The sequence below is a fragment of the Neobacillus sp. NPDC093182 genome, assembly GCF_044754045.1.
The window spans coordinates 154,686-167,656 of record NZ_JBIVOI010000002.1; the positions used below are offsets into that span (position 1 = coordinate 154,686).

14 protein-coding genes are annotated in these 12,971 nt (G+C 37.7%); 2 read left to right on the plus strand and 12 right to left on the minus strand.

Translation table 11 applies throughout. The features are described 5' to 3' along the window. Window positions 1-9: 9 nt before the first annotated feature. From ACIQAA_RS05335 to ACIQAA_RS05360, 6 genes are all read right to left on the minus strand, one after another. Window positions 10-879 (minus strand): ROK family protein, encoded by an 870-nt coding sequence (locus ACIQAA_RS05335; protein ID WP_402615969.1) that lies wholly within the window; start codon window positions 877-879, stop codon window positions 10-12. A 17-nt stretch (window positions 880-896) separates the two neighbouring features. Further along, window positions 897-1,604, minus strand: coding sequence for a GntR family transcriptional regulator (locus ACIQAA_RS05340; RefSeq protein WP_402615971.1), 708 nt, complete (start codon window positions 1,602-1,604; stop codon window positions 897-899). A gap of 107 nt (window positions 1,605-1,711) precedes the next feature. Beyond that, the gene (locus ACIQAA_RS05345) at window positions 1,712-3,115 is read right to left on the minus strand and encodes a glycoside hydrolase family 1 protein (protein ID WP_402615974.1); all 1,404 of its coding nucleotides are present in this window, start codon (window positions 3,113-3,115) and stop codon (window positions 1,712-1,714) included. A 127-nt stretch (window positions 3,116-3,242) separates the two neighbouring features. Continuing rightward, entirely contained in the window at window positions 3,243-4,538 is a 1,296-nt protein-coding gene (celB, locus tag ACIQAA_RS05350) for a PTS cellobiose transporter subunit IIC (RefSeq protein WP_402615977.1), read from the minus strand. 15 nt (window positions 4,539-4,553) lie between these two features. Continuing rightward, on the minus strand, window positions 4,554-4,886 hold the full coding sequence (locus tag ACIQAA_RS05355; RefSeq protein ID WP_402615980.1) for a PTS sugar transporter subunit IIA: 333 nt from the start codon (window positions 4,884-4,886) through the stop codon (window positions 4,554-4,556). Between the two features lie 13 nt (window positions 4,887-4,899). Beyond that, a complete protein-coding gene (locus ACIQAA_RS05360; RefSeq protein ID WP_402615983.1) occupies window positions 4,900-5,202 on the minus strand; it encodes a PTS sugar transporter subunit IIB in 303 nt (100 codons plus the stop codon). Between the two features lie 538 nt (window positions 5,203-5,740). On the opposite strand from ACIQAA_RS05360, the gene ACIQAA_RS05365 reads away from it, so the two are divergent. Both ACIQAA_RS05365 and ACIQAA_RS05370 read left to right on the plus strand, forming a co-directional pair. Continuing rightward, window positions 5,741-5,989 carry a hypothetical protein gene (locus tag ACIQAA_RS05365; protein ID WP_402615986.1) on the plus strand — a complete coding sequence of 83 codons (249 nt, stop codon included), beginning with the start codon at window positions 5,741-5,743 and terminating at the stop codon, window positions 5,987-5,989. After that, window positions 5,986-6,273, plus strand: coding sequence for a recombinase zinc beta ribbon domain-containing protein (locus ACIQAA_RS05370; protein ID WP_402615989.1), 288 nt, complete (start codon window positions 5,986-5,988; stop codon window positions 6,271-6,273). The genes ACIQAA_RS05365 and ACIQAA_RS05370 overlap by 4 nt, the downstream gene beginning before the upstream one ends. 77 nt (window positions 6,274-6,350) lie before the next feature. On the opposite strand, the gene rlmD is transcribed toward ACIQAA_RS05370, so the two are convergent. From rlmD to ACIQAA_RS05400, 6 genes are all read right to left on the minus strand, one after another. Further along, on the minus strand, window positions 6,351-7,748 hold the full coding sequence (gene rlmD, locus ACIQAA_RS05375) for a 23S rRNA (uracil(1939)-C(5))-methyltransferase RlmD (RefSeq protein ID WP_402615991.1): 1,398 nt from the start codon (window positions 7,746-7,748) through the stop codon (window positions 6,351-6,353). A 99-nt stretch (window positions 7,749-7,847) separates the two neighbouring features. Further along, entirely contained in the window at window positions 7,848-8,654 is an 807-nt protein-coding gene (gene pdaA / locus ACIQAA_RS05380; RefSeq protein ID WP_402615994.1) for a delta-lactam-biosynthetic de-N-acetylase, read from the minus strand. A 63-nt stretch (window positions 8,655-8,717) separates the two neighbouring features. Beyond that, entirely contained in the window at window positions 8,718-9,677 is a 960-nt protein-coding gene (locus ACIQAA_RS05385; RefSeq protein WP_402617074.1) for a nuclease-related domain-containing protein, read from the minus strand. Between the two features lie 435 nt (window positions 9,678-10,112). Next, complete coding sequence (locus ACIQAA_RS05390; RefSeq protein WP_402615997.1) at window positions 10,113-11,657, minus strand: fumarate hydratase; 1,545 nt, start codon at window positions 11,655-11,657, stop codon at window positions 10,113-10,115. Window positions 11,658-11,804: 147 nt separating this feature from the next. After that, on the minus strand, window positions 11,805-11,984 hold the full coding sequence (locus tag ACIQAA_RS05395) for an SE1561 family protein (protein ID WP_402616000.1): 180 nt from the start codon (window positions 11,982-11,984) through the stop codon (window positions 11,805-11,807). Window positions 11,985-12,083: 99 nt separating this feature from the next. Continuing rightward, window positions 12,084-12,893, minus strand: a complete 810-nt coding sequence (locus tag ACIQAA_RS05400; protein WP_402616002.1) for a YfkD famly protein — start codon at window positions 12,891-12,893, stop codon at window positions 12,084-12,086. Between the last annotated feature and the right edge of the window lie 78 nt (window positions 12,894-12,971).

Genomic DNA, 12,971 nt, shown 5'->3' on the forward strand with positions numbered 1-12,971 from the left:
CCTATTTAATTACTGATTTTCACTTTGTAATGCTTGATAAGCCAATAAGAGGGATCCATTTATCCCTGCATAGTTTCCTAAGCCAGGACTTACAATGTAGTCGGAAAGTTCCGGCAAGGATACATAATTGTTTATTAACTCAGGCAAATAGTTATAAATATAAGTAAATACTTGTTTTTGATTCATGACACCCCCGCCGAGAATAATCTTTTTCGGTGAAAGAATCAAAATGTATTGCATAAGTGCTTGAGCAAGATAATAACCTTCCAAATCCCATACTTCTTTACGGTCAACTAAGTTATTTCCCTTTTCACCCCAACGTTCCTCAATGCCTGGCCCTGCTGCCAAACCCTCCAAGCAATCATGATGATACGGACATTTCCCTGCATAGGTATCATTTGGATGGCGTCTTACAAGGATATGGCCCATTTCCGGATGTGAAAGGCCCTCAAGCAATTTTCCTTGAACCATTGCTCCTGCCCCAATTCCGGTGCCAATCGTGATATATAGGCAGCTATCTAGCCCTTTTGCTGCCCCAAGTGTAGCTTCCGCTAAAGCAGCTGCATTTACATCCGTATTGAAACCGACAGGTAGGGAAAAAGCATCCTTCATCACTTGCACCAAAGGATAATCCTTCCATGCAGTTTTAGGTGTTGAAGTAATATTCCCATAAGTTGGACTTTCCTTATTGACATCAATCGGTCCAAACGACCCGATCCCTATTGCTTCTAAATCATATTTTTTAAAAAAGCGAATGACCTCTGCCATTGTTTCCTCTGGCACAGTTGTTGGAATCTGAATACTTTCAGCGATATTCCCTAATTCGTCCCCTACAGCACAAACAAATTTTGTTCCTCCTGCTTCGATTGCGCCCAACATATCAAAATCCTCCTGGTTTAGCGTTTCATATTGACCATGGTTACTTCAAACTTATCATATCGATGGCGTGAGAAAGAATATTCAAATGGAAGTCCATTATTTAAAAATCCCACATGCTCCACTTCTAGAATTGGATCATCAGCCAGACAAGCCAAATGTTCTTGATCCAAATCGTCCGACTTACAAGCCCTGATTTTTCGATGAGATCCCGCAATCGTTAAACCCAATGAGTTCGTAATATATCCGTAAATCGATCCATGTAAAATTTCATCATTTATGCCTGGCACGATTGTTGTTGGCATATACGTTTTTTCCATTACATACGGTTCACCATCAACGAGTCTTAACCGAATGATATTGTAAATAGGAGTTTTGTTATCAATCGCTAAATGTGCTGCCACTTCTTCGGATGGAAACTGAACTTCGAATTTAATAACTTTACTTGTAACTTTTTTGTCTGTTATTAGGTTCGTCAATCCTTCATTACGAATCACATTTACCCGGCTATCTTGAATTGCGGATTGAACAATAAAAGTACCGTGGCCTCTTTTACGATAAAGGAGTCCCTCCACCACTAAAATATCAAGGGCCCTTTTCATGGTCATTCTGCTGCACTTAAATTCTTTGGCCAAAGATATTTCGTCAGGTATTGGCTGATCTATTGGATATTCGCGTTTTATGATTCGATTTCTAATCTCGAAACAAATTGTTTCATACTTGGTCATCTCTAAACCACCCTATTAAAAAGATATATATTATTTAAATTATAAAAGAATAATTTAAATATCGTTCATATTCATTTAAAAAGATGGTTAGGCTAGACCATCTTCTTTTAAAATCCATTATTATCAGACACAGTCTTAAACCAGTGACCGCTCTTTTTAATCGTTCGTTCTCCATCTTTATTTAGGTTAACAGAGACAAAGCCATAACGGTTTTTATACGCATTTGTCCAAGACCAGTTATCCATAAATGTCCATAAATGATAGCCCTTTACATTCGAACCTTCTTCAATGGCTTTTGAAACCCACTTTAGATGTTCTCTGATAAATTCAATTCGATAATCATCTTGGATGATTCCATTTTCATCTCGGAACTTTTCTTCGCCTTCTACACCCATACCATTTTCCGAAATGAAACATTCAATATTCCCATAGTTTTCTTTCAAATTAATCAGAATATCGTAAATACCCTTTTCATATATTTCCCAGCCTCGGTGAGGATTCATCTTTCGCCCTGGCATAACGTAATTATCAAAAAATCTCTCCGGCATGAAAGGGGCTTTCGGATTTGGAAGATTTTCTTTTGCTTTTACCCGTCTTGGTTGATAGTAGTTAACTCCAAGAATATCAACGGTATTGTTTTTAATAATATCTAAATCCCCGTCTTCAATTTCAGGCATGAGGTCTTCTTCCTTTAAGATTTGCAAAAGTTCTTGAGGAAACTCACCTTTAACAGAAGGGTCTAGGAATGACCTGTTAAAAAACGCATCCGCGATTACTGATGCTTTTATATCAGCAGGGTTTTGGCTCCTTGGATAGGAAGGTGTCAGATTTAAGACAATTCCAATTTTCCCGTCTTGATTTAATTCTCTATAGGTCTTTATTGCTTTTGCACTGGCTAACATGGTGTGGTATCCGACTTGTACAGCCTTTCCGAAATCTACTACATTCGGATAATGAAAATCGTAAAGATATCCGCCCTCAACCGGTACGATTGGTTCGTTATGGGTAAACCATTTTTTCACACGATCACCGAATAGTTCAAAACAAGTTTTAGCGAATGCTTCATATGCGTCTACTACTTCTCGGCTTTCCCAACCGCCAATTTTTTGAAGTTCCATTGGCATATCAAAATGAAATAATCCAACGAAAGGCTCAATACCATTTTTAATGAATTCGTTAATCACATTATTATAGAATTTAATAGCTTTAAAATTGACTTCTCCTCTGCCATTTGGAATTAATCTTGACCAAGAAATAGACATCCGAAATGAGTTATGACCAATTTCTTTCATTAACTTTATATCTTCTTTGTATTTGTAATAGAATTGAGAAGTGTTAGCAGGACCTACGCCGTCAAAGAAGCGGTTCGGCTCGATTTCATACCAGTAATCCCAAATGTTTTTTCCTTTGCCATCTACATCAGCTGCCCCCTCAGTTTGTGTTGCAGAAGCTGCCGATCCCCACCAAAATCCTTCCGGAAAGCGATATTTAATTTCATTTGCACTAGTCATAATTTTAATCTCCTTTTCAACTAAGAGGTAATAAACAAGATTATAAATAAAGGCAGAGAAATACGGTGCTGCAGAATATTCTCTTACATCTTCCGTTTATTCACCTGCCCTTTCATATTAATAAAACCTAAGCAGCTTTGTTCTCTTCTTCTTTTTCTTTTTGTATATTCACTCGATCCAATGACTTTAAGAATGGGAACCAAATCACAAAAACAATTACGATATTTACAAGCTGAAGTAATCCGCCCGCTAATGAGTTTGTTGCCATAATTCCATTGATAAAGAATGGAACCGTCCATGGTACCGCAACGCCTGTTGGCGGTGGAACTAGGCCAGAAGCCATTGCAAAATAAGAGACAAGTGTAACCACGATTGGAGCAAGAATCCAAGGGACAATAACGATTGGATTCATAACAATCGGTAAACCAAAGATGATTGGTTCGTTAACATTGAATAGGCCAGGTCCTAAGCCAAGTTTACCAACCTGCTTCATTTGTTTGCTCTTCATAAAGAGAAGAATCGCTAACACAACCGCTAAGGTCATACCTGTACCACCCATTCCAACAGTGTAAATCTCAATAAATGGTTTTGAGATGATATTTGGTACTGGATTTCCGGCTGTATATGCCTCTAAGTTCTCAATCATTAATGTATTCCAAATTGGGTCCATTACGGAGTTAATGATAACTTGTCCATGTAATCCAAAGAACCATAAGATTTGAATGAAGAAAATAGCAATCAATGTAGGAATAATTCCACTGCCCAAACCAACTAATGGAGCTTGAATAGCTTTGTAAATAACATCATGCATATTTGTATTAAATAATTGTGTTACGAAGATATTAATTCCTAAGAAAACAGTTAAGGTAATAAATGCCGGAATTAACGCAGCAAATGACTTCGCAACTGCCGGCGGTACTCCAGGAGGCATTTTAATGGTAATGTTTTTTTGAACAATTCTACGGTAAATCTCTGTAGCTAGAAACGCTGTGATCATTCCAAGGAACATCCCTTTAGCACCTAAACGGTCTAAAGGAATAACACCTGTTACTAATTCTCCATTTTCAGGTTGAACCACAAAGGGTGTTAACATAAAGAATGATACAAGTGCAATGGCACCACCAAAAATGGCCTCAACATTATAACTTCTAGACAAATAATACCCTATACCAAACACTACGAATACAGACATAATTCCCATTGTAGCCGAAGAGGCTATACCGAACATATCCCGGAAATTAGCGATAGCTCCCTCGTTCATTAATTTATCCAGGAATGGTAAGTTCGTTAATACAACAAAGATCGATCCGAATATCGTTAACGGGAACGCAAGCATAAAGGCATCTCGCAATACCGATAAAAAGCGGTTGTTATTAAGTTTTCCAGCAATTGGAACGAGGTACTTACTTAACTTCTCGAACATTGTTTGTTTCTCCTTTTAAAGTTTTTTTATTTTAAAAAGCTCTAATAATTCTTTTACAAGTTCTTTCATTGATAACGTTGACATTAAATGATCTTCTGCATGCATTAATAGTAACGCAAACTCAACTTTTTCTCCTGATGCCTCTTGCTGAACCATCTTAAAATGAATCTGGTGGGCAACATGTAAATCTTTTTCTGCATCCGCTAAAAGATTATCTGCCTCTTCGATCCTGCCTTCACGATACTCGCGAAGGGCTTGAATCACTTTACTTCTCGCATTGCCGCTATGAAGGATCAGCATAAAATTAATTTGTTCACTCGTTAATTCGTCTATATTTACATTTTCCATAACAAATCCTCCATTACATTAAAGATAAAGCTTGTTCATAAGCTTTTTTACCGTCAGCCAAGCCGTAAGCCATCATATCAATAACATCCACTTTAATGCCATATTGGTTCGCTTCTTTTTGAAAGTCACCTTTTAAGAAACTCATTTGTGGCCCTATTAAGACAACATCAGCATTCGCCATTTCCTTTCTCGCTTGGTCCTGTCCAACCGCCCAGATTTTTGCTTCCTCACCAATTGAAGCTGCATACTGTTCCATTTTTGTTACTAAAAGGCTAGTTGACATCCCTGAGCTACATGCTAAAAGAATTCTTTTCATTATTATCAAGCTCCTTAAAAATAATTTTAATTTTAACGTTCTCAAAAACGTTTACATTAACCGCTTACTTTTTTTATTATAATCATTTAACGCCAAATGTCTAGACATTTTATTATTAAGATATATACAAATTATAGAATTTTTTTCTTTTATTTTGTTACAATTTGGTACCTTTATTCCCCAAAAACAATTAGAAAGGCATTCATCCAAGTGCAGGAAACCCCTTAAATAATCAATCTTAGGATTGTTTACTAGAAAGTTTTTGTCGAGGTTTAGAACAGTTCCCTAATGCTAAAGAACAAATTAAAATTAGTTAAATAAAAAAGAAGGAAGCCACAGCTTCCCCCCATTGTTATTTGTAAAGCAGAAACGTATTTAACTTCTAATTGTGTTGGGAGCATAAACGATCAATTAAGTTTGCTTCTTTTAACCTCGTAAAGGAGAAACTGGAGACTTATTCCATATTCATCTATCTTAGTATGAGGATTTTATGGAAGTCACCATCACCAACCTTATTATCTTAACAGGAGGTACTAAGTTGAAATCAACACCAATAGCAAACATTAGGGAAGCTAATGCTTCCCAAATAACACATAAGAACTCAAAATTGCCAAAGGAAAACGTAATCGTGTTAAAGAGACATTACGAACTAGAGCAAATAAAGGGCTTTTTAAAGGGTCTAACCCACCGTATGGATATGAGGTTAAGGAAGGGAAACTTTATTTTAAGGATGATAATACACCAAACATCGTTAGAAGAATTTTTGAAGAGTACTCGGGGGGTGTGACAAGTAATAAAAGAAAAAATATTGAGCCAGAAAAACAAATAATTGTGAGAGATAATTATAAAGCAATTATACCACGTGATATGTTTGATACTGTTCAGCAACAAATGAAGATTAGAACAAAGTATATTACAGCACCTAAGAAGCACCTATTTACCAACATTCTTTTTTGCAAAGACTGCGGTACAGGAATGTGGTACAGGAGTAATCGTGAAGGCTATATTTGTGGGAGTTATGCACGTCATGGTAAAAAAGCTTGCAGTAATCATCTTCATAAATCGTATTGAAGTAAAGGATGATGGAACACCTTTCATCCACTATCGTTTTTCGGCTTCCATATCTGATTAAAACGCAGCAGAATCCCCTATTTGGGGTCTGCTGCTTCTTTTAATACTATCTGCGAGACGCACTCAACGTGCGCTGTCTGCGGAAACATATCAACAGGCTGTATATATTTCACTTCGAATTTAGCACTTAACATTTGAATATCTTTTGCTAAAGTAGAAGGATTGCATGAGATGTAAATCAGCTTTTCAGGTGCTGTTTGTAATATGGTTTGGATTAATTGTGAGTCAAGACCGGTTCTTGGCGGATCAACAACGATGACATCTGGCTTCCAGCCCTTTTTCACCCATTTAGGAAGTACCTCTTCTGCTTTACCTGGTACATATTTAGTGTTTGTAAACCCGTGACGTTTGGCATTTTTCTTTGCGTCTTCTATTGATTCAGGAATAACATCCATACCACGGACTTCGGCTGCCTGGTCTGCTAACCACAAGCCAATGGTTCCCACACCACAATAAGCATCGACTATTTTTTCTTTACCAGTCAGCCCCGCTGCCCTTTTTACTTCATTATAAAGCTTAATGGTCTGAACAGGATTTAGCTGAAAGAAAGTCCTTGCCGATAACTCAAACTGGAGATCTCCTAATGTTTCTTGGATAAACTCTTGACCTGCTAAAGGTAGAGTTTCTTCTCCAAAAATAAGCGACGTTTTTTGTTCATTTATGTTCTGAACGATTGATTTTACATTCGGAAGTCGTTTTTGGATTTCCTCGATAATCTGTTCTTTCTTTGGCAACTCTTTTTGATTTGTAATAAGGACCACCTGGAGTTCGCCACTTTGCACTCCTACGCGGGTAACGATTGTACGAACAATCCCTTTACGAGTTTTTTCATTATAAATTGTAATTTTTAACTCTTCGAGAATTTTTTTAACAGCATTAACCGCTTCATTTGTTTGTGAATGCTGAACCGCACAATGTTCAATATTAATTAGCTGGTGAGAGTTTAAGCCATACAATCCCGCTAAAACCTTTCCGTCTCTTCCTGCTAGTTGAAAACTGCTTTTATTCCGATATCCCCATGGGTCTTCCATTCCAATCGTTTCGCGGATATCAAGTTTATCCACTGCAAGCCGGGTATGACGTTCAAGCGATTGAATGACAATATCACGCTTTTCTTTTAATTGCTGGCTGTATTTTAAATGCTGCAGCTGACAGCCTCCACATTCCTCATAGACTGGGCAAGGCGGCTGAACACGATGCGGTGATTTAATACGAATCTTCTTTATTTTTGCCTCAGCAAATTTAGGGTTAATCTTTGTGGCCTCAACCACTACCTCTTCTCCAGGAAGTGCTCCTGGCACAAAAACTACCTGCTTTTTAAAATAACCGACACCTTCCCCATTAATGCCGAGTCGTTTGATGGTTAAGGGAAAGGTCTGATTAAGCTGTATTTTAATTGATTGATCTGTTTTCATTTCGTTCACTCCAAATTCCGGTTCCTGTTTGATATTACCGTATTATAGCATTATTAACAGAGAAAAGCCGAATTCTTCACGAATCCAGCTTTTTTCTACTTATTTTCTCCAGAAACTCGGTATAATCCTAGAAAGACCTTTCTTTTCCGGTTTGAATTCATCAAGACTTTTAAATTTATAGCCTTTCTTTTTCAGATCCTTAATTACTTTTTCAAGGGCATCGGCATTATCCTTCGAAACAGTGTGCAGAAGTAATACACTACCAGGGTGGATTTGTCTCATGATGTTGAGGTAAGAATACTCCCAGCCTCTCTGAGCATTTGTATTCCAGTCGACAAAGGCCAATGACCAAAAAACATGTGTATACCCTTCTTCCTTCGCAATCTGCATCGTTCTCTCGCTAAAAACCCCTCTTGGCGGACGTAAATACTTCATTTTCTTTTGACCCGTAATCTCCTTGGTCTTATCCTTCACTTTTTGAAGTTCTTCACGAATTCGTTCATCACTGATTTGTGTCATATTGGGATGGTGCCAAGAATGATTGCCGATGATGTGACCCTCATCCACCATACGCTTCGTCAATTCAGGCTGCGATAATAAGTAATGTCCCGTCACAAAAAAGGTTGCTGGAACTTTTTGCTTTTTTAACACATCCAGGATTTGACCGGTGTATCCTGCTTCATAACCATTATCAAAGGTTAGATATAGGATTTTTGAATTTGGATCTCCTTTATAAAATGCGCCATACTTTTCAAGAATTTTTTCATACTCAGCCCCCGCATCGGGCGGCTGTTCATCAACAGCTTTCTTAAAACCCCAATGGATTGGCTTATTTGGAACGTACCCATATGTAACCTGAGGCACCATTAACAGCAGCAAACTAAGGATGCATAATAACTTTTTCATCCATGTTCCCCCTATTTTGTTTTTTATAGTGTTTGTTTGTAAATGGGAAACATGATTAGTATTTTAAGGAAAAAGTTTTGGCTGGTGGTAAACAGTGTCACTTGTATAACCTACACGGGTGAGTTTTAGGGGAGATAATAAGTGGACTACTGCTCTAGGAGAGGACATATTGAGAAAATTTCGGATTTCAGAATTTGTAAACCAAGGTTTAAAAATTCTGAAATAATCGTAAATGGCTCTTATATGGGCATCTTTGGAAATCAATTGACATGTAGGGCATATCCATTTATTCCTATTATAAATCATTGGTGCAAATAAACATGCTGGGCATTGAACGCCAATAATAATGTCTGATTCAGGAACTTGGAAAAATTTTAGTAAATCTATCCTCTTGGGTGCGTGTTTTTTAAATAAAAGGTTACTAATTTTTAAAATATCTTGTTCACTCACCCAGACCTTTTTATGGTACCCTTCTAATTCCTCAATCTTTTTTATTAAATCATGAGTCTTACAAATCTTATTCTCTGCTTCCCGGTAACCAGGAGTTATAATAATTTCACTTGATGACCTTGAAAAGCAGACCAAATTGTCCATAAATATCCGAGGTAATTGATTATCCTCTATCCAATTTCTCAATAATATTTTGTGCCGATTAACCTGTGATACAGGATTCTCGTATATTTCTCTCTTCTCAAAGGCTTCTTGAATCATTTGATTTTTTTCAATGGTTATTTTGCCAGAATGATTTTTACCATCAAGATTAATGAGTATATATGATGAAAGGAGTAGTGCGTCAATTTGAAAAAATGTTTCACCTATGGGAAGTCGGAGGTCATGGAAAATGTGGTATTTATGCTGAGGAATTTGCCCTAATTGATAATTGATTTCTCTTTCGCCATTGTAACCTGACTTTAATATTTTAATGTTATTTTTTATTTCTGGCATTTTTTCATGATCTATTCTTAGTCTTCTCTCTAGGGCCTCTGCCTGAAGTAATGGTATGGGTTTAGTTAAATTTTTCACAAACAAAAAAGTCCCTCCTAAATGGTTTGAAGTAACTTTTCTTTATTCAGTTTTAAAATTCCTTCTTTTTTTCAGTTTTATTATGAAGTTTTAGTGACAATTTATACTTTTCTTGATGAGTTTGTTGTTTGAATTTGTACGAACCGTACAGTTTCTACATAAAACCATACAGTTTCTACAAATAAGTGAACAGCTTCTACAAAAAACCGTACAGCTTCTACAAAAAACCGTACACCTTCTACAAACACCGTACAGTTTCTACAAAAAACTATACAGCTTCTACAAAAAACCGTACAGCTTCTACAAAAAACCGTACAGCTTCTACAAAAAACCGTACAGTTTCTACAAAAAACTATACAGTTTCTACAAAACAAGCTCTCGCTACCCCAAAATCAAAAAAAAGCAAGCCCACTAAATGAGCCTGCTCCCAAAACCCTAATTAAACACCTTATCCTTAAACTGTGCTAATTTTTCTAACGAAGACTTATCCACATCGGCATGTAAGCTGTTTCCATGCGAATCCATTGTTACTACAGCTGTAAAGCCTTCCACGCGAAGGTGCCACATAGCCTCAGGGATACCAAATTGCATAAGGTCGACACCTTCAACACCCTTAATACAATCTGCATAATACTGAGCCGCGCCGCCGATAGCGTTCAGATAGACACCGCCATGCTCTTTAAGAGCTTCCAGAGTACGAGGACCCATACCGCCTTTTCCAATTACCGCGCGGATACCAAATTTCTTCATAATGTCGCCTTGATAAGGCTCCTCACGAATACTGGTGGTTGGGCCGGCAGCCTTTACATGCCAAACTCCATCTTTATCCTTCAACATAACCGGACCACAGTGGTAAATGACTTGTCCATTTAAATCGACTGGTGAATCGTGATCAGACAGGTATTTATGAATCGCGTCACGGCCTGTATACATCATGCCGTTAATTTGAACAACGTCCCCTACTTTTAACTGACGAATTTGTTCTTCACTAATTGGAGCTTGTAGCGTGATTACGTCATTAGCACGTGCTGCTGCGGTTTCTTTTTCCGCTTCTGATTCAGCGAAATCAATCAAATCGCCTTCCTGGTACATCCACTCGTTAATTTCTCCTGATACAGGGTCGACATTAACACCTAAGCGGCGGAATGCCCAGCAATTGTAAGCCACAGAAACATAGAAGCTTGCAGGAATTCGGTTCATCACTCCGACTTTACAGCCTAACAGCGTTGCTTCTCCGCCGAAGCCCATTGTACCGATACCCAATTTATTCGCATTTTCTAGCACATACTCTTCTATAGCACGCAAATCCTCGTTTGGATTAACATCATCCAACGAACGGAATAACTGTTCCTTTGCTAAATCGTAGCCAGATGAACGGTCGCCGCCGATACCTACTCCGATAAAACCTGCACTGCAGCCTTGTCCTTGTGCTTGGTAAACAGAGTGCATAATACACTTACGGATTCCGTCAAGGTCACGTCCAGCTCTTCCTAGTCCTTCTAATTCACATGGAAGACTGTACTGAATGTTTTTATTTTCACAGCCGCCGCCTTTTAAAATCAGACGAACGTCGATATAATCTTTTTCCCATTGATCAAATTTCATTACCGGCAAACCTGCACCAAGATTGTCGCCGCTGTTTTCACCTGTCAGTGAATCAACAGAGTTTGGACGCAGCTTTCCTTCTTTTGTAGCGATGACAATTGCATTTTTAATCGCTTCTTTTATTTCTAATTGGTTTACCCCAACAGGCGTTTTAATTTTAAAAGTTGGTAATCCGGTATCCTGACAAATAGGTGAAACTTGATCATCTGCCATTTTAATATTATTGGTAATTGTGGCGAGGCTCATTGCTGCACTCGTACCTGCGTTTTCCTTCTCCTTTGCCGCTTTAACTGCACGGCGTACATCCTTTGGAAGCTTTGTAGAAGTTTCAACCACTAGCTTGTACATGCTTTCCTGAAATTTCTCGATATTCACCTAAAATACCCCTTTCCCCATGTCCGATTCGCAATCTATTTAAAAATTACAACTATTTGACGATTATTATTATACTCCTATAAACAAATCTTTTAAAGGTAAAGGTTTTCAAAAAAATAGAGCCTGTAATTAAACAGACTCCGGTGCTTAGCGATGATTGAATTCTTTACACTTTGATTCTAATTCATCAATCATTTTGATTAAGTTGTCAATGTCATCAAGATCCGTATCCTCCGGATCGATTGCATCCAATACATCTAGAAACATGTTTAAACGCTGCTTTAAAAAACTAACTTGTGAATTTTTATCATGAGTCGGACTGCCCAAATTTGATTCTCCCCCTTCTATGCCAATTATCTTACACTTTCCTCAGCTCTTTTTCAAAAAAGAACCCCTACGACCTTTGTAGGAGTTCTTTCTCCATCATTATCTTGGTCTTTCTGATGCAGCAAAACCAAATGAAACATGGTCCTGAACCGGAATCCATGCTCCGATTCCTTGTGACGTTACATTTTTAACGACGATTACTTTTTTATTTCCCTTAAGCATTAAATATACTTCTCCGTAGGTAACTTTTCCTTTTTCATTCACTGCCGGTGCGTAAGCATATAAGTATCCTAAGCGGTTGACAGGGATATTGTAGACATGATCATTTTTCGTTCCTGCACCGATAATCGTATCAAATGCAAGCGGTAAACGAGTTTTTTCCATAGCCTTTAAGAGCATCATTTTTTTAACGTCTTCTGCATTTTCAATTTTTGCTGTTAACCCGCCGCGGATAATTTTTTGAGCTTCTTGAACATAATGAATTTGGTAAGGTACCTTCCCGCCGCGATTATCATAGTAGTTTGTATTAATTTTTTGATACTCCCAGTTCGGTGCTGTTTCTGTGGATTCATAATTTAATGGCCACTGACCCAAGTATACGATTGCTCGATAACCAAGGGCAAAGGGTGTACTATTAATGCTGGTCTCATTTAGCATACGGATTAAATCCGGATTTTCAATTTTCACCTTAGAAGAGTCGATCAGCTGCTTGGTTAATTCACTAGGCTGCAAAGTTGGCAGGTCTTGTGTTGAATTTGGATACGTATTTTCCTTCGTAATGTTACGGACTGAAGGAGGTATTTGATAGTTTACAGGTGCTTTTTTAGCATTTTTGTTTTCAGCAGAGGCTGTCGGCAGGAAAGCTAATAATAATAACAGCGTGACTACGACAGGAAACAATTTTTTCACAAGAAAAACTCCTTTCACAATATAGCAGTAATAAGTCTGCTCATAGTGTTTTCGGAGTTGAAAAGTTTTATCCATTTC